The organism is Lichenicoccus sp. (assembly GCF_965276875.1).
Taxonomy (GTDB): Bacteria; Pseudomonadota; Alphaproteobacteria; order Acetobacterales; family Acetobacteraceae; genus Lichenicoccus.
In genome coordinates this window covers 942,548-966,961 of sequence record NZ_OZ255701.1, presented here as the reverse complement: position 1 = coordinate 966,961, position 24,414 = coordinate 942,548, and the positions used below count along the sequence as shown (strand labels likewise).

General features: G+C 66.9%; 25 protein-coding genes. 9 read left to right on the top strand and 16 right to left on the bottom strand.

Annotation, left to right across the window (positions count from 1 at the left end; translation table 11 throughout):
- The first annotated feature begins 79 nt into the window (after positions 1-79).
- From guaB to ACQY4K_RS04860, 5 genes are all read left to right on the top strand, one after another.
- Positions 80-1,564, top strand: coding sequence for an IMP dehydrogenase (guaB, locus tag ACQY4K_RS04880; protein WP_428393919.1), 1,485 nt, complete (start codon positions 80-82; stop codon positions 1,562-1,564).
- Positions 1,564-2,829 (top strand): RsmB/NOP family class I SAM-dependent RNA methyltransferase, encoded by a 1,266-nt coding sequence (locus ACQY4K_RS04875; RefSeq protein WP_428393917.1) that lies wholly within the window; start codon positions 1,564-1,566, stop codon positions 2,827-2,829. The genes guaB and ACQY4K_RS04875 overlap by 1 nt, the downstream gene beginning before the upstream one ends.
- Positions 2,830-2,941: 112 nt before the next feature.
- Positions 2,942-3,286 carry a hypothetical protein gene (locus ACQY4K_RS04870; RefSeq protein WP_428393915.1) on the top strand — a complete coding sequence of 115 codons (345 nt, stop codon included), beginning with the start codon at positions 2,942-2,944 and terminating at the stop codon, positions 3,284-3,286.
- Positions 3,287-3,362: 76 nt separating this feature from the next.
- A complete protein-coding gene (locus ACQY4K_RS04865; RefSeq protein ID WP_428393913.1) occupies positions 3,363-3,698 on the top strand; it encodes an antibiotic biosynthesis monooxygenase family protein in 336 nt (111 codons plus the stop codon).
- Positions 3,695-4,261 carry a cob(I)yrinic acid a,c-diamide adenosyltransferase gene (locus tag ACQY4K_RS04860; protein ID WP_428393911.1) on the top strand — a complete coding sequence of 189 codons (567 nt, stop codon included), beginning with the start codon at positions 3,695-3,697 and terminating at the stop codon, positions 4,259-4,261. Before ACQY4K_RS04865 ends, ACQY4K_RS04860 begins: the two co-directional genes overlap by 4 nt.
- Before the next feature lie 33 nt (positions 4,262-4,294).
- On the opposite strand, the gene ACQY4K_RS04855 is transcribed toward ACQY4K_RS04860, so the two are convergent.
- Both ACQY4K_RS04855 and cobA read right to left on the bottom strand, forming a co-directional pair.
- Complete coding sequence (locus ACQY4K_RS04855; protein ID WP_428393909.1) at positions 4,295-4,948, bottom strand: GNAT family N-acetyltransferase; 654 nt, start codon at positions 4,946-4,948, stop codon at positions 4,295-4,297.
- 13 nt (positions 4,949-4,961) lie between these two features.
- A complete protein-coding gene (gene cobA, locus ACQY4K_RS04850) occupies positions 4,962-5,819 on the bottom strand; it encodes a uroporphyrinogen-III C-methyltransferase (RefSeq protein ID WP_428393907.1) in 858 nt (285 codons plus the stop codon).
- A 114-nt stretch (positions 5,820-5,933) separates the two neighbouring features.
- Here cobA and ACQY4K_RS04845 point away from each other — a divergent pair, with 114 nt between their 5' ends.
- Both ACQY4K_RS04845 and gorA read left to right on the top strand, forming a co-directional pair.
- Complete coding sequence (locus ACQY4K_RS04845; RefSeq protein ID WP_428393905.1) at positions 5,934-6,743, top strand: ferredoxin--NADP reductase; 810 nt, start codon at positions 5,934-5,936, stop codon at positions 6,741-6,743.
- 15 nt (positions 6,744-6,758) lie between these two features.
- A complete protein-coding gene (gorA, locus tag ACQY4K_RS04840) occupies positions 6,759-8,147 on the top strand; it encodes a glutathione-disulfide reductase (RefSeq protein ID WP_428393903.1) in 1,389 nt (462 codons plus the stop codon).
- 23 nt (positions 8,148-8,170) lie between these two features.
- Here gorA and ACQY4K_RS04835 read toward each other — a convergent pair whose 3' ends face one another.
- The 5 genes from ACQY4K_RS04835 to ACQY4K_RS04815 all read right to left on the bottom strand — a co-directional run bounded on the left by ACQY4K_RS04835 (position 8,171) and on the right by ACQY4K_RS04815 (position 14,056).
- A complete protein-coding gene (locus tag ACQY4K_RS04835) occupies positions 8,171-9,244 on the bottom strand; it encodes a lysostaphin resistance A-like protein (RefSeq protein WP_428393901.1) in 1,074 nt (357 codons plus the stop codon).
- Between the two features lie 133 nt (positions 9,245-9,377).
- A complete protein-coding gene (locus tag ACQY4K_RS04830) occupies positions 9,378-11,000 on the bottom strand; it encodes an MBOAT family O-acyltransferase (RefSeq protein WP_428393899.1) in 1,623 nt (540 codons plus the stop codon).
- A 55-nt stretch (positions 11,001-11,055) separates the two neighbouring features.
- Entirely contained in the window at positions 11,056-12,057 is a 1,002-nt protein-coding gene (locus ACQY4K_RS04825) for a hypothetical protein (protein WP_428393897.1), read from the bottom strand.
- Positions 12,058-12,143: 86 nt separating this feature from the next.
- Positions 12,144-13,397 (bottom strand): c-type cytochrome, encoded by a 1,254-nt coding sequence (locus ACQY4K_RS04820; RefSeq protein ID WP_428393895.1) that lies wholly within the window; start codon positions 13,395-13,397, stop codon positions 12,144-12,146.
- Positions 13,398-13,474: 77 nt separating this feature from the next.
- Complete coding sequence (locus tag ACQY4K_RS04815) at positions 13,475-14,056, bottom strand: helix-turn-helix domain-containing protein (RefSeq protein ID WP_428393893.1); 582 nt, start codon at positions 14,054-14,056, stop codon at positions 13,475-13,477.
- 47 nt (positions 14,057-14,103) lie between these two features.
- On the opposite strand from ACQY4K_RS04815, the gene ACQY4K_RS04810 reads away from it, so the two are divergent.
- Together ACQY4K_RS04810 and ACQY4K_RS04805 are read left to right on the top strand one after the other, a co-directional pair.
- On the top strand, positions 14,104-15,138 hold the full coding sequence (locus ACQY4K_RS04810) for an SDR family oxidoreductase (RefSeq protein WP_428393891.1): 1,035 nt from the start codon (positions 14,104-14,106) through the stop codon (positions 15,136-15,138).
- A gap of 217 nt (positions 15,139-15,355) precedes the next feature.
- Positions 15,356-17,920 (top strand): cation:proton antiporter, encoded by a 2,565-nt coding sequence (locus tag ACQY4K_RS04805; protein WP_428393889.1) that lies wholly within the window; start codon positions 15,356-15,358, stop codon positions 17,918-17,920.
- Here the strand turns inward: ACQY4K_RS04805 and ACQY4K_RS04800 are convergent.
- The 9 genes from ACQY4K_RS04800 to ACQY4K_RS04760 form a co-directional block, all read right to left on the bottom strand.
- The gene (locus tag ACQY4K_RS04800; protein ID WP_428393888.1) at positions 17,869-18,279 is read right to left on the bottom strand and encodes a type II toxin-antitoxin system VapC family toxin; all 411 of its coding nucleotides are present in this window, start codon (positions 18,277-18,279) and stop codon (positions 17,869-17,871) included. The two genes, ACQY4K_RS04805 and ACQY4K_RS04800, sit on opposite strands and share 52 nt — an antisense overlap.
- Entirely contained in the window at positions 18,279-18,500 is a 222-nt protein-coding gene (vapB, locus tag ACQY4K_RS04795) for a type II toxin-antitoxin system VapB family antitoxin (protein WP_428393886.1), read from the bottom strand. Before vapB ends, ACQY4K_RS04800 begins: the two co-directional genes overlap by 1 nt.
- A 66-nt stretch (positions 18,501-18,566) precedes the next feature.
- On the bottom strand, positions 18,567-19,715 hold the full coding sequence (gene lpxB / locus ACQY4K_RS04790; protein ID WP_428393884.1) for a lipid-A-disaccharide synthase: 1,149 nt from the start codon (positions 19,713-19,715) through the stop codon (positions 18,567-18,569).
- 5 nt (positions 19,716-19,720) lie between these two features.
- Positions 19,721-20,104, bottom strand: coding sequence for a phosphoribosyl-AMP cyclohydrolase (hisI, locus tag ACQY4K_RS04785; protein WP_428393882.1), 384 nt, complete (start codon positions 20,102-20,104; stop codon positions 19,721-19,723).
- On the bottom strand, positions 20,101-20,910 hold the full coding sequence (locus tag ACQY4K_RS04780) for a YgfZ/GcvT domain-containing protein (RefSeq protein ID WP_428393880.1): 810 nt from the start codon (positions 20,908-20,910) through the stop codon (positions 20,101-20,103). Before ACQY4K_RS04780 ends, hisI begins: the two co-directional genes overlap by 4 nt.
- 56 nt (positions 20,911-20,966) lie before the next feature.
- Positions 20,967-21,398: a hypothetical protein gene (locus tag ACQY4K_RS04775; RefSeq protein WP_428393878.1), complete on the bottom strand. Its 432-nt coding sequence runs from the start codon at positions 21,396-21,398 to the stop codon at positions 20,967-20,969.
- Between the two features lie 106 nt (positions 21,399-21,504).
- On the bottom strand, positions 21,505-21,942 hold the full coding sequence (locus tag ACQY4K_RS04770) for a YidB family protein (RefSeq protein WP_428393876.1): 438 nt from the start codon (positions 21,940-21,942) through the stop codon (positions 21,505-21,507).
- Positions 21,939-22,784 (bottom strand): 3-deoxy-8-phosphooctulonate synthase, encoded by an 846-nt coding sequence (gene kdsA, locus ACQY4K_RS04765; RefSeq protein WP_428393874.1) that lies wholly within the window; start codon positions 22,782-22,784, stop codon positions 21,939-21,941. Before kdsA ends, ACQY4K_RS04770 begins: the two co-directional genes overlap by 4 nt.
- A complete protein-coding gene (locus ACQY4K_RS04760; protein ID WP_428393872.1) occupies positions 22,781-24,409 on the bottom strand; it encodes a CTP synthase in 1,629 nt (542 codons plus the stop codon). The genes kdsA and ACQY4K_RS04760 overlap by 4 nt, the downstream gene beginning before the upstream one ends.
- Positions 24,410-24,414 lie beyond the last annotated feature (5 nt).

Genomic DNA, 24,414 nt, shown 5'->3' with positions numbered 1-24,414 from the left:
CGTGCTGCAACGCCGCACAGTAAGGGGAGCCGCCTACGGCCGGGTGTCCGTTGGGAGCCCAGCAGATGGAGAGCTCCCGATGTCCGCAAATCGCGACCTGCATGACCGGATCACCGAGGCGCTGGCGTTCGACGACGTGCTGCTGGTGCCCGGCTACTCAGAGGTGCTGCCCGCTGCCACCGACACCCGCACCCGCCTGACCCGCCGTATTGGCCTGAACATCCCGCTGGTCTCCTCGGCGATGGACACCGTCACCGAAGATGGCATGGCGATCGCGATGGCCCAGCAGGGCGGTCTCGGGGTCATCCACAAGAATCTCGATGTCGCCGAGCAGGCAACACAGGTGCGACGGGTCAAGCGCTTCGAGTCCGGCATGGTGGTCAACCCGGTGACAATCCATCCCGATCAGACCCTGGCCGAGGTGCAGGCGATCATGCGCCGGCATCGGATCAGCGGACTGCCGGTGATCGAGCGCTCGGACAGCAAGCTCGTCGGCATCCTGACCAACCGCGACATGCGCTTCGAGACCGACCCCGAGCGCCGCGTCTATGAGCTGATGACGCGCGACAACCTGGTCACCGTCACCGACGGCGCCGACCCCGACGAGGCGCGCCAATTGCTGCACAGGCACCGGATCGAGAAGCTGCTGGTGGTCGACCGTGCGGGACGCTGCACCGGCATCATCACCGTCAAGGACATGGACAAGGCGGTGGCCTATCCGCTGGCCAACAAGGACGAGCTCGGCCGGCTGCGCTGCGGGGCCGCGACGGGTGTCGGCGAGGACGGCTTCGTCCGTGCCCGCGCGCTGATCGAGGCGGGGGTCGACGTGCTGGTGGTCGATACCGCGCACGGCCACTCGCAGGGCGTGCTCGGCGCCATCGAGCGGATTAAGGCGCTGTCCAACGATGTGCAGCTCGTCGCCGGCAATGTCGCCACCCCGGAAGGCGCACGAGCGCTGATCGCGGCAGGTGCCGACAGCGTGAAGATCGGCATCGGTCCCGGCTCGATCTGCACCACCCGGGTCGTCGCCGGCGTCGGCGTGCCGCAGTTCAGCGCCGTGCTGGAGACCGCGCAGGCCTGCCATGACGAGGATGTGCCGGCGATCGCCGATGGCGGCATCCGCACCTCGGGCGACGTGGTCAAGGCGATCGGCGCCGGCGCCGACGTGGTGATGGTCGGCAGCCTGCTCGCCGGCACCGAGGAGGCGCCGGGCGAGGTGTTCCTCTATCAGGGCCGCTCGTACAAATCCTATCGCGGCATGGGCAGCCTGGGGGCGATGGCGCGCGGCTCGGCGGACCGCTATTTCCAGCAGGACATTACCGACATGCTTAAGCTGGTGCCCGAAGGCATCGAGGGTCGCGTCGCCTTCAAGGGCGGCATGGCGTCAGTGGTGCATCAGCTCGTCGGCGGCCTGCGCGCCGGCATGGGCTATACCGGCAGCGCCGACATCGCCGCCCTGCAGACCGGCGCGCGGTTCCGCCGCGTCACCGGCGCCGGCCTGCGCGAGAGCCACGTGCACGACGTGGCGATCACCCGGGAAGCCCCGAACTACCGTCAGGATTGATGACACCCCCGGCGCGGCTGGCGGCCGCGATCGCGCTGCTCGAGGCGATCGAGGCCTCGCCGCGACGTCCGGCGGACGCGGTGGCCAACGGCTTCTTTCGCGACCGGCGCTATATCGGCGGTGGCGACCGGCGCGCGGTCGCCGATCAGGTCTGGTTCGTGCTGCGGCACTGGCGCCGGCTCGCCTGGTGGATCGAGCGGGTCGGCGGCGAGACCAGCCCGCGGCTGCTGGCCGCGTCGATGGCAGTGCTTGAGGGGCGGCCGGCGGAAAGCGTGGCACGCGCCTTTTCCGGCGGCCGCTACGCGCCGGACACGCTGGAAGCGGCGGAGCTGCGCGTGCTCGACGCCCTTAACGGCCACACCATCGCGCATCCCGAGATGGACGACGCGGTCCGACTCGAAGTGCCGGACTGGCTGCTTGGACGCCTGCAAGCGCGTTTCGGCAATGACATTGAGGCCGAGCTTGCAGCCCTCACCGGTGCGGCCCCGCTCGATTTGCGTGTGAACCTGCTGCGCGGCACACGCGAAGCGGCGCGGGCCAGTCTTGCCGAGGAGGCGATCGAGTCCGAGCCGACGCCGCTGTCACCCTGGGGACTGCGCGTGCGCGGCCGGCAGAACGTCACCGCTACAGCGGCCTTCAAGAGCGGGCTCTTGGAAATCCAGGACGAGGGCAGCCAACTTGTGGTAGCGGCCCTCGACGCGGGCCCCGAAATGCGGGTCGTGGATTATTGCGCCGGCGCCGGCGGCAAGACGCTCGGGCTGGCAATGACCATGGGCAATCGCGGCCATATCGTCGCCTGCGACGTCTCCGCACCGAGGCTGGAGGGCGCGGTGCGTCGGCTGCGTCGTGCCGGGGTGCATAATGTCGAGCGCCACCTGATCGTGCCGGGTGACAAATGGGCCAAGCGGCGGGCGGCCAGCTTCGACCGTGTGCTGGTGGACGCACCCTGCACCGGCACCGGCACCTGGCGGCGCAATCCCGATGCACGGCTGCGGCTGCGCGAGCAGGATCTGGCGGAACTGGTGGTCAAGCAGGCGGACATCCTGCAACGGGCCTCGGCGCTGCTGCGGCCGGGCGGGATGCTGGTATACGCGACCTGCTCGGTGCTGGCCGAGGAGAACGAGCTTCAGATCGAGGCCTTCCGCGCGCAACATCCGGCATTCTCATTGGTCGCGCACACGGCTGCCAGCCAGTATCTCCGCCTGACACCACGTCGCGACGGTACCGACGGTTTCTTCGCGGCCAGGCTTGCCCGAAATCCGTGACGCACACGAACTCGTTACAACTTGATGCGGATATCGCCGCTGCGTTGTTGTAAGATGATCTCACGACACGGTGTTCGTGAGAGACCTGTGCATGCCTGAGCAGATCACGGACTTGCTGTCGGAGGGCGAACTTGTCGAGTGCGCCTGGTCACCAGCCTTCGCCGCCGATCCTGTCGACGTGGTTCTGCTCGATCTTGCCGGCAGCGTGCCCGTTTTGCTTGACCTGATTGGCCGGTTGCGGGCCACTTTGCGACCCGATGTGGCCTTCGTTGGCATCCTGCCGGCCGCGGTCGACCCGGTTGCGCGGATCTATCTCTCCGCCGTCGTCGACGCGCTGGTCGATGAGCCTGCCAGCGGCACCAATCTGATCGACGCCGTGCGGGATGCGCTTGCCGAGCGTGAGGGGATGGATTTACTGGAGGGCCGCACGATGTCCCTCGTGCAGACTCGCCACTGATCCCAATTGGGGCGGACTTTCCAGACCCCCTTGCCTTCGGGCACTGTGCGGCGCTGTCCGACGGAGGCTGAAGGTCATGTTCATCGCAATGAACCGGTTTCGCGTGGCCCTTGGCTCGGAAACCGATTTCGAGCAGGTGTGGCTGTCGCGCGAGGTGCGGCTGCGCACGGTGCCGGGCTTTACGCAATTCAACCTGCTGCGCGGCCCGGAATACGAGGACCATGTGCTCTACGCCTCGCACACGGTCTGGCGGTCGAAGGACGATTTCGAGGCCTGGACACGCTCTGAGCAGTTCCGCGAGGCGCATCGCGATGCCGGCCAGGGTCAGACCCGCTCGCTCTATCTGGGACCGCCGCAGTTCGAGGGCTTCTCGGTGTTGCAGACGGTCGGACGCGACGAGACCGCGACATGACCGTCCGCATCGACCGCGTCGTCACCCGCGGCGGCGATCTCGGCCTGACCAGCCTCGGCGACGGCAGCCGGGTCAGCAAGGACAGCGTGCGGGTCGAGGCCTACGGGGCGGTCGACGAGGCCAACGCCGCACTCGGCGTGTTGCGCGCCACCTTGCCGGCGGGCCACGGCTCCGAGGACTTCCTACGCCGCGTGCAGAACATGCTGTTCGATGTCGGCGCCGATCTCTGCGTTCCCGGCGAGGCCGGCGCTAAATTGCGACTGAGCCAGGCGCCGGTCGATGCCGTCGAGAGCGCGATTGTGTCCCTGCTCGAACATCAGCAGCCACTGGACAGCTTCGTGCTACCCGCCGGCAGCCTGGCCGCGGCGAACGCCCATGTCGCGCGCACCATCATGCGTCGCGCAGAGCGTAGAGTCGTGCGGCTGGCTCTGAGCGAGCCGGTAACCCCGACGGTGATCCAATTGCTCAACCGGCTGTCAGACTATCTGTTCGTGCTCAGCCGCCACCTTAACGATGACGGTCGTGCCGATGTGCTGTGGGAGCGGGGTGCTTACGTGCAGTAAAGTTAAGGCCAACTACGCGTCGGACGGGCTGGATCAGGCGAGGTAGGCCGATGCGTATGGTGTGTGAACCTGCCAACCGACGGACGCATAGAGCGCATGCCCATCCGGCGTGGCGACGAGCAGACCCGTTGCGGCTCCAGCCTCAGCAGCCACTCGGTTCAACGCCGTCATGATCAAGGTGCCAAGACCGCGCCGACGGTGCGCCTGGCTCGTCTCAACGTCGTCGATGATCGCAAAGGGGACGGTGATCGCAACCCTCCCGATTGCGGCAGGATGTCCGAACCCCGCCCGGATGGACGCCGTGACAACGGACCCGTTCTGCCGCAGTGAGAGGTTGTATCCATTTGGCAGTTCGCGCCTGTCCTGAGTAGCCGTCAGGGGCAATGTCATCAGATAACGTTGTTCATGAAGAGCCCATCGATCGGAGAGATACGGCGCGAGTTCGGCCACCTCCGCGCACACCTTGATGGATACGGGTGGCTCGGTTTCGGTCGCGACCAATTCCCTGATCCTCGCTGGTTCGAGAGCGAACAAAACATTGCGCACCCGCTCTTTTGGCGAGCGGACGTCGACCCTGAGGCCACCGGGGATCTCCACTGGTGGCGCGACCTTGCGCGCGACTGTCCACCCTCTCACCCAGGCCGTCACCAGATCGCGGCTTACCTGTCGTCGCGCGTCGATGGTCATGCGCCCCCGTGCATCAGCAATTCAGGTCAAGTGATTGAAGCAGCGGTCCGAGTTCGCTCTCAAGGCTCACGATCTCGCCGATGACAATGAGGGCCGGCGTTGGCAGTGGCGCCGCCTGGAGGGCTTCGGCCAAAGTGCCGAGGGTGGCAATGCGGACCTGCTGAGCGGCGCTCGCGGCGTGCGCGATCGCTGCCGCCGGAGTGTCCGCTGCCATGCCGCCCGCGATCAGCCGGCGCGCGATTTCGCCAAGCGTGCGCACCGCCATGTACAATACGATCGGCTGGCCGAGGCGGGCCAGCGCCGTCCAGTCGAGCGAGGCAATCGGATCCGCCTCGCCCTCGGCGCTGTGGCCGGTGGCGAGCACGATCGCCTGATTGACGCCGCGCACGGTGGCCGGGATGCCCGCCGCCGCGAGGCCCGCGAGCCCGGAGGTCAGGCCGGGGATCACCCGGAACGGCACGCCGGCGCGCGCCAGGGCCAGCGCCTCCTCGGCGCCGCGTCCGAATACGTAAGGATCGCCACCCTTCAGACGCAGCACCCGCATTCCCTCGCCGGCCAGCGCGATCAGTCGGGCGGTGATGTCGGTCTGGTGGATCGAGGGCCGGCCGCCGCGCTTGCCGGCGAACTCGCGCACCGCCCGCGGCCGTGCGAGCGCCAGCACCCCGGGATCGACCAGCGCGTCATGGACGACGATGTCAGCCTGGATCAGCCCGCACAGCGCATGCAACGTGAGATGGCCGCGATCGCCCGGCCCGGCACCTGCCAGCCACACATGCCCCGGATGAAGCACCGGACAGGCGCTCCCGAGCAGCAGGCTCAGCGCCTCCGCGCGCGGGTTGGTTTCCGATTCGGGGGAAGGCGGTTCGGTCATGACCGCAACCTATCCGGGGATTACCCGTCTGCCATGAGTAGTTTACCCTGGAATCACACGAACCGGACGCATAAATCACGCACGCCCAACCAGAGTGAGGACGATCGCTTGCCCATGCCCGACCTGATGACGACCCTCCCGAGCCGGAGCTATAGCCATCTGAATGCCGAGCGGGTGCTGAGCGTGCATCACTGGACCGACCGGCTGTTCTCCTTCACCTGCACCCGCGATCCCAGCCTGCGCTTCGAGAACGGCCAGTTCGCGATGATCGGCCTGGAGATCGACGGCAAGCCGTTGCTGCGTGCCTACAGCCTGGCCAGCGCCAATTATGAGGACCAGCTTGAATTCCTCAGCATCAAGGTGCCGGACGGGCCGCTGACTTCGCGCCTTGGGCATCTGCGGGTCGGCGACACGGTGCTGGTCGGACGCAAGCCCACCGGCACGCTGCTGCTCGACAATCTGCGTCCCGGTCGCAACCTCTATTTGCTGGCCACCGGCACCGGCCTTGCACCCTTCATGAGCCTGATCAAGGACCCGCTCGCCTATGAGCGATACGATCAGGTGATCCTCACCCACACCGTGCGGCTGGTCGGCGAACTGGCCTACGTCAACCACATCCGCCACGAGCTGCCGCGACACGAGTTCCTCGGTGAGGATATCGCGGCCAAGCTGCGCTATTATCCATCCGTCACCCGCGAGGACTATGCGACGCGCGGCCGTATCACCAGCCTGATCGACACCGGCAAGCTGTTCGACGATCTGGATGTGCCGCCGCTCGATGCAGCCCAGGACCGGGTGATGATCTGCGGCAGTGTGGAGATGCTGGCCGACACCGAGCGGCTGCTGCTCGCGCGCGGCTTCGACGAGGGCAACAGCACGGTGCCCGGCAGCTACGTGGTGGAAAAGGCCTTCGCCGAACGCTGAGAGGGGGGTGGGGCGATGGACAACCATTTCGACCTGTTCGTGATCGGCGGCGGCTCCGGCGGAGTACGCTGCGCGCGCATCGCGGCAGGCCACGGCGCCAAGGTCGGCGTCGTCGAGGCGCGGCACTGGGGCGGGACCTGCGTCAATCTCGGCTGCGTCCCCAAGAAGATCATGGTCCAAGCCACCGAATATGGCGGCTGGGCAGAGGACGCGGCCGGCTTCGGCTGGGACATCGAGACGCGCGGGCACGATTGGGGCCGGTTGATCGCCGGCAAGGACCGCGAGATCGGCCGGCTCAACATGATCTACACGCGGCTGCTGGAGAATGCCGGGGTGCGTGTGTTCGAGGGGCGCGCGCGCTTCGCGGATGCGCATACCCTGCTGATCGAGGCGAGCCCACTGGCACCCGAGGCCGCGCCCCGACGCATCACCGCCGAGCGGATCGTCATCGCCACCGGTGGCGTGCCCGCCGTGCAGCCGCATATCGCGGGCCAGGAATTCGGCATCACCTCCGATGACGCCTTCCATCTGCCGGCAAGGCCGGACCGCGTGACGCTGGTCGGCTCCGGTTATATCGGCGTCGAGTTCGCCGGCATCTTCGCCGGGCTCGGTGCCGAGACCAGCATGATCTTCCGTCAGAAGCTGCCCTTGCGCGGCTTCGACGAGGATCTGCGTGTGGCGCTCGCCGACGCGATGGAAGAGCGCGGCATCGTCCGTCACAGCAGCACGCTCCTGCACCGGATCGAACGCCAGGGCGACGCTTTCGCCCTCACCCTGAGCGACGGACGCCGGATCGACACCGACCTCGTCTTCTTCGCGGTCGGACGCCACCCAAACGTGGCCGGGCTCGGCCTGGAGCGCACAGGCGTGCGGCTGACCGAGACCGGCCGGGTCATCGTCCACGACGCCGCCCAGACCGACGAGGACGGGGTGTATGCGATCGGCGACGTCACCAACCAGCAGAACCTGACGCCGGTGGCGATCGCCGAAGGGCACATGCTGGCGGACCGGCTGTTCGGCGGCGCGGTCCGCGACTGGCGCCTCGACACCGTTCCAAAGGCGGTGTTTTTCTCACCGCCGCTGGGCAGCGTCGGCCTGACCGAGGCGGAGGCGGCCGCCCGCGGGGCCGCCGACATCTACGCGGCCCGGTTCAAGTCGATGCGCCATGCGATGAGCGGGCGCAACCGCTTCACCACCATCAAGCTGGTGGTCGACCATGCGAGCCAAGTGGTGCTCGGCGCGCATATGCTGGGCGAGGACGCACCGGAGATCATGCAGGGTCTGGCGATCGCGGTCACCGCCGGTCTGACGAAGTCGGACTTCGACCGCACGGTTGGCATCCATCCGAGTTCCGCCGAGGAATTCGTGACCCTGCGCACGCTCACACGGACAGTGGGGACCTGATCCTTCCTTTGCCCGACGCCCGCCTACGAGCTGACGCTGCGCCGACGGCGAGCCAGGATCAGAAGCGCAGTCATGATCAGCATGAACGTGACCGCGTAGGCATAGACGCTGCCTTCCGGCCCCACAGTTCCGCCTGACAACCAAACAGGACCGGACAGTCGCGTTGTTACCAGAGCGGCCGGGACGGTAAAACTGCCGTCCGGCACCCCGAACAGCGCTGTTTCCGTCCCGTCCCAAGCAGCGTGAAAGCCGATCGCGAACGCGAGCGAACCGGTCGCGCGCCAGGTCAGGCAGTCGAAGAAGCCGCGAAGGCCGGTTCCAAGCGCGCCAAACCATGGATCACCTTCGAATACATGCGTCGCCGCAAACCAAAACGACGTCACCGCCGCCGCCGCCCAGAAGCCAATACCCTCTGACAAAGCGCGGAGAATATAGCCGCGGTTCTGCAGCTCCTCGGCGAAACCAACCAGGATGAACGCAATCGAAAACTCGACAAACGTCGTCAGGACATGCGAAGCCGGCGCGGTCTGATGAATGATATGCGCGTAGCCAGTTATAGCCATCGCGCCGATAAGCGCCGCCATCGCGAGAGCACCGATCAGAAATCCGAGCGGATATAAGCGCCAGGCACGTGAAGTCCGTGGCAGATTTGACCGCTCGATAAGTCGCCCCATAGTCAGCAAACCCTTCTCCGTCAGCAAGACAATGCCGGTCGCTAGAACCGTGGCCAGGATGATTTCGATTTTGTTTCGTATCAAAGAGCCCGCGATCAGGACATGCCCATGCCGCGCAAATGGCGGCGGTGGGCCGGGCAGGATACGAAAAGCGGCTTGAACGATCCAGGGGAGGATACGCCACGCTAAAAGCCAAGCCGTTAGAGCCCGGCAGACGGCAAACAGCCGCCCTGACTGCAAATATCTCCCCAAGGATGCCAAGCCTCGCTGATCAGGTGATGGTGGCATTGACGAGGGCCTGTAAGGCTGGCGATGTTCCTTTAACCGCGGCAGCTTGCGCTTGTCTTCCGCAAAGCCAGCATCGCTATGCGGATGATTGTCGTCGTAGTCGTCGATCCAGGGCCGAATAAGCGGACTCCTCATCTGCGAGCCACTGCGCGGGATCGGGCCCACGTAGGGCGCGCTCGACGCGGGTGAGCAGTGGGTCGCGCACCATCTCGCCGCTGACGCCGCCGGTGCTGGCCTGTCAGGCGATGGTCTTGCGGTCAGTCGCGCTCTAAAACTGGAAGTAGAGGAAGCGGCTTGGGTTCTCCAGCCGGCATAGGCTGAACAGCAGCAGCGCAGCGATCAGCAGGCCCCAGCGGATGTTTGGGCGCCATTGTATGGCGCGCACGCTGAATGGCTTGACCGACTCCAAGGCGGGTCCGAACGCTACCATGATCTGCTGGGTATTGGGCAGGAACCAGGCGATCCCAAACCCTGTCCCGATCCGCAGCCAGCGTTTCAGCTCCGTTGTGTGATGGGCGAGGGCGACGAGCTGCGGGTGCCCCAGCCATAGTGCCACCCGCCGCACCTTGGCGAACAGCGGCGGCGGCATCGTGAGCCTGCCGGAGATAACGGGATGCAGGCCGAGCATTCCCTTGATCATGCTGACCGCGGCCGCGGGGGAGGCGGCCCTGAAGAAGATCTGGGCGAGGACCACGGCGGCCAGCGTCAGGCCGATGCTGGCGACGGCAAGCGCGGCACGGCTCGCACGGCGACGCGGCGCGCGATTTTTGGGGGCAAAGATGCGCCAGGCATGGTTGATCGACAGGAAGGTCGCGTGCAGCAGGCCGAAGATCACGAATTGCAGGCCGGCGCCGTGCCAGATGCCGATCAGGGTCATGGTGAAGAACAGCGGCAGCAGCATCATGCTGGAAAAGCCGCCAAGGCTGCGCGCCGCCCGCCGTCCGGTGCCCAGGCCGTGCGCCATGCGCCAGCGGGTGATGGCGAATGCCACCGGGTTGAACAGATACAAGGTCAAATAGCGGGTCAGCGTCATGTGCCAGCGCTGCCAGAAATCGATGACCGAGCCGCTCTTGTAGGGAGAGTTGAAGTTGAGCGGGAAGATGATCCCGAACATCCGGGCGATGCCGATGGCCATGTCCGAGTAGCCGGAGAAGTCGAAATAGAGTTGCAGCGTATAGCTCAACACCGCCTGCCAGGCGCCATAGCTGGTCAGCACGTGCGGATCGGCGAAGCCGGCATCGGCGCCGCGGCCCAGCGGATCGGCGATCAGCACCTTCTTGCCCAGTCCGATGGCGAAGATGCTTAGTCCCACGGCCAGGTTCTCGAGGCGGAAGCGGTAGGTCTCGGGCTTGGCGAACTGCGGGATGATCTCGCGGTTGTGCAGGATCGGACCGGCAATCAAATGCGGGAAGAAGGTGACGAACAGCACGTAGTCGAGCACCCCGTGTTGCTTGACCTGGCCCTGGCTGGAATCCACGACATAGCCGAGCTGGGTAAAGGTGAAGAACGAGATGCCCAGCGGCAGGATGATGCCGCGAGACAGGCCAAACGGCAGCGCGTGCGAAAGACCGAAGAACACCGCCACCGCGAACAGGTATTTGTAGAAGAACAGGAGCGACAGATTGACGACGACGCCGATGGCCAGCATCAGCTTCTGGTCGCCCGGGCGGTCGTCGCCAACCCTGTCGATCAGTCGGCTGAGGCCGTAGTTGAAGGTGATCGAACCCGCCAGCAGCAGCACGAACGAGGCATTCCACCACGCATAGAAGGTGAGCGAACACAGCACCAGCCAGACCCGGGCCAGGCGCCGGTCGAGCGCGGCCGAGAGGTAGTAGCCGAGCAGGGCCGCCGGCAGAAAGCCCGCGATGAAGATGTACGAATTGAACAGCATCGGCCGGGCTAAAGCGCTTCCCGAACTCGGCTGAACCTGCGCGAGCTGGCCATGCCTAGGAGTGACCGTCTCGAACGTGTCCCGGCGACGCGGCGACGAGGGTGGTTTTCAGGAAAGCGATGACCTGGGCGGTTGCCTGGCGCGCGCCCTCCCGGGTGACGTGGACACGCCAGCCGTCATCAATGAAGTCGGCCGACGGCAGGGTGCGCGGCCGATTGTCCGAGACATCCGTGTAGGCGGCGACGATCGCGGGGTGGCTGGCGTCGCAGCGCGGCACCGGGGCGACATAGACGATGACGCGGGTGCCGTCACGCTGGTAGCGCGCACGGAAATGTCGGATTTGCGCGCGGTCGGGTTGGCCCACCGGCTTGGCCGCGAGCGCGCAGCCGCTGGCGAGGGTCGGTGGCACTGGATGCGGGCCGCCCGGTCGCTCGATGGAGAACGGTCGTCCCGGCCGCCAGATCGCGAACCAGCCGCCCTCGTCGCGGAGTTCGGCCGAGGCGGCGTGCCACCATGCCTCGGACAGGCTGAACTGCTGCAGGCCTTGCTGGAGGAACAGGATCGGAACCCGCAACAGCCGCCGCGGGTCCGGGGCAAACACGTCCGCAAGCTGGGCAGCACTGCCGTGGCGGATTGCGACGCGCGCACCGTCGTCCCAAAGGTGCGAGATGCCCTTCTGATCCTGCACCAGCGTCCAGGGGCCGACATACAGCACTATCAGCCGCGGCCGCGCATTATGCGCGAGGTAATGGTCGAGGAGCATGCCGGGAAAGAAGATCATCGCGCCCGCCGGCTGTCCCAGGTTGAGCGCGCTCATCCGCAACCCGTCCTGGATCAGGTTCGGACGCACCCCAAAGACCAGGGAGGAATCGCCGACGAACACGATGTCCGCCGCCTTGCCGTGCAGCCCAAACTTCACGCAGTCCATCGGGTTCCAAAACACCCGCGTGTGGGTGCAGTAAAGAGCGTGCGACCGGATGGCAAAATAAGGGCCGATCAGAGCGACAAGGAAGAGGATCAGAACGGTTGCAAGGAAACTGCCGTATTTATATTTCATCGCAACATGGCTCTCTCACGCGCGGATCGGTCCCGGCGATCAAATGAGTTTAGCACGCGGTCCTGGCGCTGGGCTGGTGCGCAGCACTACCTGCCAGCTGTTGTGCTTCCGTCAGCACTGATGCTGGCGCTGGCACGCAAAGCGTGTACCGAGGCCGGGGTTGCGTTCGCCGGGGCGGCGTTGCTCCAGGCGTCGCGGATGTAGTTGGCAATGTCGGCGATGTTCGCGTCGCTCAACGCGTCGAAAGGCGGCATCGCGCCGTAGTCGCCCTGACCCTTCAGGCCCGCGAGCATCGGCATCACCGCGTCGGCCGGATCATCGGCGCGGAGCGCGTCGTTGCCGGCAAGATTGGGGATTGCGCCCGTGACCCCGGCACCGTCGGCCTGGTGGCACGGTGCGCAGTTGCTCGCATACAGCACCCGTCCGGACGCGACCGAGGCCTGCGCCGCCTTGGCCGCAAGCACATCGGTCGGCAGGTTCGGCCGTGGCGGCGTGTGCTTGAGGTAGAAGGCGATGGCTTTGACGTCGCCCGCGGTGAGCTTGCCCAGGCTTGCATGAACCACGTCGGTCATCGGCCCGAACACCACGCCCCGCGCATTGGAGCCATGGCTCAGGAAGTCGACCAGCGCGTCCTGGCTCCAGCCGCCGATGCCCCAGCGCGGGTCGGACGAGATGTTGGACGCGAGGAAGCCATCGACCATGCCGCCGGCGAGGCTGCGACCCGCGACCATGCCGCCGAGCGCGTTGCGCGGCGAATGGCACTCGCCGCAATGGCCGGGCCCCTCGACAAGATAGGCGCCGCGGTTCCACTGGGCGGATTGCGACGGATCATCCCTGAAGTCACGGGGACGGAAATACAGCAGGCGCCAGCCGCGCAGCATGAGGCGGATGTTGAACGGGAAATTCAACGTGACCGGCAGGCGCGGGGCATGCACCGCTGGCCGTGACATCAGATAGGCGCGCAGGGCATCGACGTCGGTGCGCGGCAGCCGTGTATAAGAGGGGAACGGCATCACCGGGAAGATGAGCCGGTGCCCCGGGCCGACGCCCTTGTGCATCGCGCGGTAGAACTGCGCCTCCGTCCAGGTGCCGATCCCGGTCGCCTTGTCGGGCGTGATGTTCGGGGTCGCCAGCCGTCCGAACGCGGTGTTCAGGATCAGGCCGCCTGCATACGGCTTGCCGCCGACCGCCGTGTGACAGGGCATGCAGTCGGACGCGATGGCGACATAACGGCCGCGCGCGACGAGCCCGGCCGAGGGCGCCTGCGCTTCGGCCCGCGCGCCCAGAAGCACTGCTGCAAACGCGAGCGGCGCGATCGCGCGTTGCAAGAATCCTCGCATGGGCAACTCCCGAAAGGCCGCGATCATAACCCGACTGCCACGCAATCCGACATCGCCTCCAAGACCACACCCGGAGTTCAGTCCCGCCCCGCCGCGCACGCCGACACGCGTGCCAGGCGATGCACGACCAGTCGGAATGCCTCCTCGGTGCGCGCCTCGTGCTTAAGGCTTGAGCCGGCGGTTGCCAGGAATGCGGCAAAGCCGGCGGCGCCGCCGAAGGCGGTCAGGTCCGCGCCCGCCTCCGCCGCCTGGCGACCGCGTTCGGCAAGCAGGGCCGCGAAGCCCGTATCGAGCCGGGCGACGTGGGCGGCCGTCAACTCCGCCTCGAGGTTCAGCAACTCCGCGCCGTGCGGGGTCGCATGAAGCATGTGAAAGAAGCCGAGATCCTTGGCGAGCAGGGTCGCGGCAATGTTTTCCGACAGCGATGCATCGTCAAGCCAGGCGGCTTCCGCCCGGGCCAGCGCCTCATCGACCAGCGATGCAGCCAAGGCTTCGAACAAGGCGCGCTTGTCGGGAAAGCGAAGGTATAGGGTTGCCCGGGCGATCCCAGCCTCGCGCGCGATATCGGCCATGCTCGTGCGCTGAAAGCCGTGGCGACCGAACAGCGTCAGCGCCGCGGCGAAGGCACGCCTGAGTCCAGGGTCTGACGTACTAGACACAAAGCGTCCAATATGTCCATAATGTCGGAAGAGGCAAGGAGGTTGTCATGGTCGAACCTGAACATGTGCTGGTGACGGGTGGCTCGGGATACATCGCCAGCTTCTGTATCGCCCAGCTGCTTGGCGAAGGCACGCCTGTGCGCACGACGGTCCGCGACCGGGCGCGCGAGACGGCGCTGCGCGCGTCAGTCGGCAAGCTCGTTCGGGCCGACGACAGGCTGGAGGTGGTGATTGCCGACCTGCACGCCGAGGCCGGCTGGCACGAAGCCTGCTCCGGTTGCACAGGCGTGCTGCACACGGCCTCACCCATCCCGTCGCGCAGTCCGAGGAACGACGACGATCTGGTACGGCCCGCGCGCGACGGCGCGCTGCGGGTTCTCCAGGCGGCCCGCGACGCCGGTGTGCGACGGGCAGTGATGACCTCGTCGACGGCAGCCGTGGCCTACGGCAGCGGCGGCCGATCGTGGCCGTTCACCGAAGCGGACTGGTCAGACCCTGGCGCGCGCGCCGACAGCTCCGCCTATGAGCGGTCAAAGATGATTGCCGAGCGCGCAGCCTGGGACTGGCACGCGCGCGAGGGTGGTGCGCTGGAACTGGTGACGATCTGCCCCGGCGCGGTGCTCGGCCCAGTGCTGAGCCCCGACTTCTCCGCCTCGATCGACATTGTCAAACGGCTGATCGACGGCTCGCTTCCCGGCCTGCCGCGTTTCGGCTGGCCCCTGGTCGATGTGCGCGACATCGCCGACCTGCATGTCCGCGCCCTGCGTGTGCCGCAGGCCGCCAACCAGCGCCTCATCGGAGCCGGACCCTTCACCTGGATGGAGGACATCGCGCGCGTGCTACGCGAGAACGTGCCCGAGGTGGCGGCCAAGGTGCCACGCCGTCGCTTGCCGAACTGGCTCGTGCGCCTGTCGGCGGTGGCCGATCCGGTGCTGCGCGGCCGGTTGTTCGAGTTGGGCAAGCAGCGGCCGGTCTCCGCCGACAAGGCGCGACAACTGGGGTGGACGCCGCGGCGCAACGACGCGGCGATCATCGATACGGCAAACAGCCTGCTCGCCCAGGGCATCGTCAAACCTGCGTAGTGTGCCGGTTCAGAAGTCCGCCGACTTCGTCGGCGCCCTTCTGAACAGTCGGCACACTGCAAAATCAAAGAGCTAGTGTCGACCTGATCCTGAAATTCGTTTCTACGAATTTCAGGATCACGACACTAGATGATGCCAGCCGAACGAGGCATGTCTGCTATCTGCATTCCATCGCCGTAGGCTGGGTTCCGGCCGACACGACCAGGGATTGCGGATAATGGCCGGACTGCCCGCGGTGTTGCTTGCGATTGCGGTGCTGTTGGTCGTGGTCAGCGCCACCCAACCGTTGGCGCAACGGTTGCATCTGCCCGAGACGGTGCTGCTGGCGCTGGCCGGCATCCTGATCGGCGGTGCGGCGGACTTCCTGCTGCGCACCACCCTGACCGACAGCTTCAACGGCGCCGCCCGCACGGTGCTGAATTTTCCGGTCAGCGGCCAGGCGTTCCTGCTGATCTTCCTGCCGATCCTGGTGTTTCAGGGGGCGCTGGCAATCGACGTGCGCCGGCTGCGCCACGAGCTCGCCACCGTGCTGCTGCTCGCCATCGTCGCGGTGGTGGTCAGCACGGCGACGATCGGCCTGGCCCTGTACCCGCTGGCGGGGATGAGCCTGCAGGTCTGCCTGCTGCTCGGCGCCATCGTCGCTACCACCGACCCCTCGGCGGTGGCCTCGATCTTTCGCGAAATTGGTGCGGCGAGTCGTCTCACCCGACTGGTGGAGGGCGAGGCGCTGCTCAACGATGCCGCCGCGATTTCCATCTTCACGGTGCTGCTGGAGGCGGTGAGCAGCGGCCGGCCGGTCGAACTCGGTGCCGCCGGTCTCGACTTCGCAGCCAGCCTGCTGGGGGCCACGCTGTTCGGCGCCGTGCTCGGACGGCTGACCCTGTGGCTGATCGCGGGCCTCGGCGGCACCCCGGCCGGCGAGGTCACGCTCAGCATCGCCTTGCCTTATATCGCGATGATCGTCGGCGGCGACGCTCTGCACGTCTCGGGTGTGGTGGCGACCGCCTCCGCCGGCCTGGTGTTCTCGCTCTATGGCCCCTCGACCTTGCGTCCGCAGACCTGGCGCTTCCTTGAGGAGATGTGGGAGCAGCTGGTGTTCTGGGCCGGCTCGCTGGTGTTCGTTCTGGCTTCCATGCTGGTGCCAAGGCTGCTGGTCGGGCTGACACGCTGGGACTGCGCGCTGATCGGGATTGCGGTCGCGGCCGGGCTGGCGGCGCGGGCGGCGGTGATCTTCGGCATGCTGCCGCTGCTGGCGCTGACCCGTCTGGCGCCGTCGGTGCCGGGGCGTTTCAAGGTGACGATGGTCTGGGGTGGCCTGCGCGGCGCGATCACCCTCGCCCTCGCCCTCGCGGTCACTGAGAACCCTGCGATTGCGCCCCGGATCGGACATTTCATCGGAGTCATGGCGACCGGGTTCGTGCTGATCAGCCTGCTGGTCAGCGGCACCACCCTGCGCTGGCTGGTGGTGGCCCTGCATCTTGACCGGCTGCCTGCCATCGACGAGGCGCTGCGCCACCAGGTGCTGGGCATCGGGCTTGGTGAGGTGCGCGACCGCGTACGCAGGCTGGCCGGGGAGTTCGGCTTCTCCGCGCGTGCCAGCCGGCCCGTGCTGGAGCGTCTGGAGCGGCGGATCGCGCACGAGCGCGAGGCCAACAGCTTCGATACCGCGCTGGGCGACCGGCAGCGCGTGACGCTGGCGCTGATCACCATCGCCAACCAGGAGCGCTCGATCCTGCTCGACCTGTTTCGCATACGCGGCATCTCGCGCGGGGTCATGGAGACGTTGCTGCGCGCCGCGGACGCGATGATCGATGGCGCCAGGCTGGAGGGGCGCTTCGGCTATGTGCGCGCGGTGCGCAGGCAGCTACGCCCGTCCGCCGGGTTTCGCCTGGCGCAATGGGTGCATCGCAGGTTCCATCTCGATGCGCCGCTGATGTATTCCATGATGGAGCGCTTCGAGCGGCTGCTGATCCAGCACCTGGTGTCGCTCGCACTCACCCGCTTCATGCACCGGCGGATCGAGCCGACGCTCGGGCCGCGGATCGCCGACATTGTCTCGGACGTGCTCGAGCGCCGTCGCGGACTGCTCGAGGACGCCATCGAGACCATGCGGCTGCATTATCACGGCTATGTCGAGGCCCTGGAGACGCGTGTGCTGCGCCAGGTCTCGCTGCGGCTCGAGGGCGAGGAGCACGACAAGCTGCTGGGAGAGTCGCTGATCAGCGAGGAGCTGCACCGCGCCCTGCACCGCGACGTCGAGCAGCGCCGCCGTCGCCTGGACCACCAGCTGAAGTTCAACCTCAAGAGCGGCATAGAGAGCCGGATCGCCGCCATGCCGGTGCTGCGTGGCGTGCCGGACGCCGCCCTGCACGACCTCGCGATGCTGCTGTCGATCCGCTTCATCGCACCCACCGAAATCCTCTATCGGCGCGGCGCGCGTGTGTCGCAGGTGTATTTCATCAGCGCCGGCCTGCTCGAGGCGCACGTCGCCGGGCAGGATATCCGCTACGTGCAGGGCGATGCCGTCGGCGCCGAAGAGCTGCTCGCACAGCGCCGGATGCCGGCCACCATGCGGGCCCGGCATTTCTGCCACCTGCTGGTGATCGGCGCCCAGGCGTTCCTGCGTCTGGTCGAGGAGCACCCGGTCGTGCGCGACAATATCGACGCCATCATCCGCGCCCGAATTGGTGCCGCACCGCCGACGCTGCTGCTGGCCCCTCCGGCGCCGAATCAGGCCGCGGGCTGGCTCCAATCCTCAGAGCGAAGCCCGTCGACGCGCTGAAATTCGCCCAGGTTTCCGGTGATCACGACCAGTCCCCGGCTGCGCGCGGACCCCGCGATCATCAGGTCATAGGGGCCGATCACCGCACCTCTGCGTTCCAGCGTCGCGCGTATCTCCGCCGTATGCGCCGCCGCGTCGTCATCGAACGGCAGGACCGTCAGGCGTGCGGCAAAGCGTTCCACCTCGTGGCGCGTCTCGGCAGGTCGCGCCGAGCGTTCCGCGCCATAGAGCAATTCGTAGAGCACCACGTCCGAGGTGCAGAGTGTCGCGGCCTCGGCGTTGAACCGTGGCCGCAGACCGGGCGGCCGGTCACGGAGCAGTCTTATGCAAAGATTGGTGTCCAGCAGGTAGCGCAGCATCAGAAGCTGTCGCGCACCTGCATATCCGGCTGATTGCGTGGTCCGAGATCGACCCCGGGGCTTGCGAAAAAGTCATCCCAGCTCGCGTTCGCCGGCACGATCACCCGGCGGACGCCATCGCGCAGGATCGCAACCTCGCGCACGTCGCCGGAAAAGGCGACCCCTTTGGGCAGGCGAACCGCTTGCGACCGGTTGGACAGGAACAGGTTGGTCAGGACCATGAGAGCCCTCTGTTTTGGATATACACGTTGTATATCTAGTCTGGCAGAGCCAGGCAACATGAAACATTACGGCCTGTCGAGAACGGCGAGGATTTCGCGAGCGGCGGCTTCCGCAGGCGTGCCGGTTTCGGGGCGCAGCCGGTTGAGCACGTCGCGAAACCCCGCGCGCTGGGTGGACGCTGCTGCGTTGTCGTCGAGCAGATGAGCGAGGGTGGCAGCAAGCCGGGTCGGGCGGCAGTCCTGTTGCAGCAGCTCCGGCACCAGGGTGCGGCCGGCCAGCAGATTGACCATCGCCACGTGTTTGACCCGGATCAGCCGTCGCGCGATCGCGGCGGTCAGCGGGTTGACCCGGTAGGTCACGGCCATCGGCACGCCGGCGAGGGCGAGTTCCAGTGTCGAGGTGCCCGACTTGGTCAGCGCCGCACCACTGGCGGCAAAGGCGTCGTGCTTGTCGCGGGTCTCGGTGACGATGATCGGGGCAACCGGCCATCGGCGCGACATCCGCAGCACGGTCGCGCTTACCACCGGCGAGGCGGCGACGACGACGGCAAGGTCCGGATGGGTGCGCGCGAGCCGGCGCACGGTGGCTCCGAACACCGGCAGCAGCCGTGGCGCCTCGCTGCGCCGGCTGCCCGGCATCAGCATCACGACGGGCGCGTTCAAGGCAATGCCATGGCGCGCGCGGAAGGCCGCGCCGTCGCCATGATCCGCACCGGACTGCAACACCGGATGGCCGGTGAAGCGCGCCTCCAGCCCGTGCTGTGCAAAGAACGCGGTCTCGAATGGCAACAGACAAAGCAGACGTTCCCACAGGCCCGGGAACTCGCGCACACGATGCTCGCGCCAGGCCCAGACCTGGGGTGCCACGTAGTGCACGCGCGGAATCCCGAGGAGCGCGATCCGGCGCAGCAGGCGCAGGGTGAAGCCTGGGCTGTCGATGGTGACCACCAGGTCCGGACGGGTGCGGGCGATCTCGTCCGCGGTCTGCCGCAGCCTGCGCGACAGCGCGCGAATTTTCGGCAGGACCTCCACCAATCCCATCACCGCGAGTTCACGCATCGGGAACAGGCTGGACAGGCCCTGCTCGGCCATATGTGGGCCGCCGATCCCGGCGAAGCGTAGTCCGGGGCGCAGCGTGGCGAGGGCAACCATCAGCCGCGCGCCCAGCACGTCGCCGCTGGCCTCGCCGGCAACCAGGAAGATCGTCGGCTGCATGCGCCCTAGGCGCCGCCGTAGAGCTGTTCCCGGGAGACGGTAGGTTGTGCGATCTCATGCAGCTCGGCGCCATCGGCCTGCAGATAGAAGCAGCTGCGCCGGCCGGTATGGCAGGCGACGCCGGCTTGCTCGACCAGCAGCAGCACCGCGTCGCGGTCACAATCAAGCCTGAGCGCCACCAGCCGCTGAGTCTGGCCGGATTGCTCGCCCTTTCGCCACAGCCGCTCGCGGCTGCGGCTCCAGTAGCAGACCTGGTTGGTGCGCAGCGTCTCGTCGATCGCGGCACGGTTCATCCAGGCCAGCATCAGCACCTCGCCGGTATCGTGCTGCTGCGCGATTGCCGCAACCAACCCGTCCGCCCCGAAGACGACCTGATCGGCGATGGTCATTCCGGCAGCCGCATCCACGGCGCCACACGCGTGTGCAGCGCATGGCCGTCCGCATCGAGCGACGCATGCAGATGCTCGAGGCGGAGCAAGGCGATGCCGAGACCGTCACGCGAGGAGCGCATGGTGCCGGCCTCGACGCCGTCATGGCGCAGGATGCTTCCCGGCGTCGGCAGGGCGGTATCGGAGGCGACCGGCACCAGCCGGCGCTTGAGCAGGCCGCGATAGCGCGTGCGCGCGGTCAGCTCCTGGCCCATGTAGCAGCCCTTGGTCCAGGAGATGCCGCCGAGTTCGTCGAAGCCGGCCTCCAGCAGCAGGGTCTTCTCGCTTTCGCAGTCGCGTGACCCGTCAGGCAGGCCGAGCACCAGACGGTGCCGGTCCCAGTCGGCGGCGTCCGCCTCCCAGTCCCCCGCCTGAGTTGCGAGCACCCGCCATCCGGCGTCGGGAAGGCGCGGGTCTCGCGCCACCAACGTGTTCCCGGAGCGACTCGGCTCGGCTCCCCAGGCGGCATGCACGCACAGCGCGGTCAGCCACAGCTCCACCTTCGCGCGCAGTCGGAAGCGGGTCAGCCGCGTGAGCAGCATCTCTGCCTGGGCACGCTCACAATCCAGCAGCAGGCGGTCCCCGTCCGCGATGATGAAGAAGTCGGCCAACCATTTTCCCTGCGGGGTGAGCAAAGCCGCCCAGACGGCGCGCTCGGGCGCGACCTCCGTTACATCGTTGGAAACCAGGCCCTGCAGGAAGGTGGCACGATCGTCGCCCGCGACAGCAATCACCGCGCGTTCGGGAAGAAAAGCAAGCTTGAGCATGCACCGGAAAATGGCCTCTGCCGGTCAGCCGGGCAAGACGCCGCGTGGGCGTGTGTCTAGCCTTTAAGCTTCTTGCTGCACTCGCTGTAATAACCGCCGCCCTTCTGCACCCAGCGCAGGCCGCCATTGCCGCCGTTGGCCTTGTTCGCGTGATACTGGTCGAGACAGGTATGCATGCGCGCCTTGCCGGCCGTTTCCTTGGCATATTTCGGGTTGACCACCCTCGGGAAGGTGGCTCGTCCGGTCGATGTCGGCGCCTTTGTGACCACGGCGGGGGCGCTCGCGACACTGGTGCTGGTGGCCTGTGTCGCTGCCACCGGCTTGGCCGAGGTGCATTGCTTGGCACGGAATTCCTTCCAGCTCTCGCCGGCCAGGCTGCCATCGGCCTTCGCGGCCTTGTACTTGGCGCTGCACTCCTTCATCGACGCGGCGTTGGCCGGGCTGGACACCGTTGCGCACAGGCTGAACAGGGCAAGGCCACCGCCCATGAGAGCTGTATGTACCAGGCGCATCTGACGGTTCCCCGAGGCTGTCATTGTCGAAACGAGTTCAGCACCGCGTCCGGTGTCTCAATAATCACATTATCGAGACGGCTCAGCGTCCACCGGTGAGTCGCCCGATCAAGCCTGCGAAGTCGAAGTTCGAGGCGTCGGCCTGCGGCGTGCCGGTCGGTGGAACGTCGCCGTCGGGAGTGGTCTGGTCGACCGCGTGCGGCAGGAACTGGGCGAGCACCTGGCTTGCCACTCCGGCCGGTAGGCCGTGCTGCTGCGCCCAGTTGTCGATCTGCTCGGGCGGGAACACCTTGGTGATCTGCTCGGCCGAGACCGGCAGGTTGTGCCCGGTGCCGATCCAGGATTGCACCTTGTCGCCGAGGCCCGCGGCCTGGAACTTCTGGGCGATTCCCGCAGGGCCGCCGGCTGCGTTGATCACCTGGGCCAGCAGGCCGCCGGCGCCCTGATGCGCTTCACTATCCTGGCCGCCACTTTCCTGGCCACCGAACAGGCCGCCAAGCATTCCCGACAATCCGCTCATTGCGCGACACCTTCCGTTGAGGGCAGGCCCTTGGCCACGCGGTCGAAGGCCAGCAGCGCATCAAGCACCGCCGGCATCTGTTGTAGCGGGATCATCGTGGGTCCGTCACTCGGGGCATGATCGGGATCCTGGTGTGTCTCGAGGAATACCGCGGCAACCCCGACCGCGACCGCGGCGCGCGCCAGCACCGGCGCGAACTCGCGCTCGCCGCCGGAGGCCGCCCCAAGACCGCCGGGCTGCTGCACCGAATGGGTCGCATCGAACACCACCGGATAACCAATGCGGGCCAGGATCGGCAGCGCGCGCATGTCGTTCACCAAAGTGTTATAGCCGAACGAGGTGCCGCGCTCGGTCAGCAGGATGTGCGTATTGCCGGTCGAGGCGATCTTGGCGGCGACGCGCTCCATATCCCAAGGGGCGAGGAATTGGCCCTTCTTGACGTTGACCGCGGCACCGCTCTGCCCGGCCGCGAGCAGCAGGTCGGTCTGGCGGCACAAAAACGCCGGGATCTGCAGCACGTCGACTGCTTGTGCCGCGATGGCGCATTGCTCGGGGGCGTGCACGTCGGTGAGCACGGGAATACCGAAGCGCTGGCGAATATCGGCGAGGATCGCGAGACCCTGGCTCAGGCCGACGCCGCGCGCGGCCCCCAGGCTGGTGCGGTTGGCCTTGTCGAAGCTGGATTTGTAGATCAGGCCGATCCCCCGCGCCCGGCACAGCGCCACCAGGGCCTCGGCCATCTCGATGGCATGGCCCGCGGACTCTATCTGGCAGGGGCCGGAAATCAGCGTCAGCGGCCGGTCGTTGCCGACGGCGAGATCGCCGATGTGCAGCGTCGTCATACCAGGCGGGCCTTCCTGAGCGAGGCTTCGATGAAGCCCTTGAACAGCGGATGCGGCGCGAACGGCTTTGACATCAGCTCGGGGTGATACTGCACGCCGATGAACCAGGGATGGTCCGGGTACTCGATGATCTCCGGCAGCACCCCGTCCGGGCTCATGCCGGAGAACACCAGCCCCGCCGCCTCGAGCCGCTCGCGGTAGTGCACGTTGACCTCCCAGCGATGCCGGTGCCGCTCGCTGATTTCGTGCGCCTGGTAGGCCGAAGCCACCTTCGAGCCGGGTGCGAGCACCGCGGGGTAGGCGCCCAGACGCATGGTGCCGCCGAGATTGCCGCCCGAACGACGTCGTTCAAGCTCCGGCCCGCGCGCCCACTCGGTCATCAGCCCAACCACCGGCTCGTCTGTCGGCCCGAACTCGGTGGAGGAGGCGAGCGCCAGCCCGGCCAGATTACGGGCGCATTCGATCACCGCCATCTGCATGCCGAAACAGATGCCGAAGAACGGAATTTGGCGTTCGCGGGCGAAGCGGACCGCCTCGATCTTGCCCTCCGAGCCGCGCTCGCCGAAGCCGCCCGGCACCAGGATGCCGTGCACGTCCTGCAGCCGCTCGACGGCGCCATGTTGCTCGAAGATCTGGCTGTCGACCCAGTCCAGTCGCACCTTCACCCGGTTGGCGATGCCGCCATGGATCAGCGCCTCGCCGAGCGATTTGTAGCTGTCGAGCAGGCTCGTATATTTGCCGACCACGGCGATACGCACCTCGCCCTCGGGATTGCGTATCGCGCTCAGCACGCGCTCCCATCCGGCGAGGTCAGGCTCGCCGTCATGCGGCAGCCCGAAATGACGCAGCACCTCGGTGTCCATGCCCTCGGCGTGATAGGAGACCGGGCAGGCGTAGATGGTATCGACGTCGAGGGCGGCGATCACCGCCTCGGGACGGACATTGCAGAAATTCGCGATCTTGCCGCGCTCGCCCTCCGGCAGTGGGCGGTCGGAGCGACACAGCAGCATCTGCGGCTGGATGCCGACATTCTGCAGCTCCTTGACCGAATGTTGTGTCGGCTTGGTTTTCAGCTCGCCGGCCGAGGCGATGAACGGCACCAGTGTGAGATGGATGAACATCGTCCGATCCTGGCCGAGATCGTTGCGCAGCTGCCGGATTGCCTCCAGGAACGGCAGGCTCTCGATGTCGCCGACGGTGCCGCCGATCTCGATCAGGGCGAAATCCAGGCTGTCGGTGCCGCCGACGATCGCCTCCTTGATGGCGTCGGTGATGTGCGGAATCACCTGGACGGTGGCGCCCAGATAGTCGCCGCGTCGCTCGCGGGCGATCACGTCCGAATAGATGCGCCCAGTGGTGGCGTTGTCGGCGCGGCTCGCATGCACCCCGGTGAAGCGCTCGTAATGGCCGAGATCGAGGTCGGTCTCCGCACCGTCATCGGTGACGAACACCTCGCCATGCTGATACGGGCTCATCGTGCCCGGATCGACGTTGAGATAGGGGTCGAGTTTGCGCATGCGGACCTTGTAGCCGCGTGCCTGCAACAGGGCGGCGAGGGCCGCGGAGGCGATGCCCTTGCCGAGGGAGGAGACCACGCCGCCGGTGATGAATACGAACCGCGTCATGGACC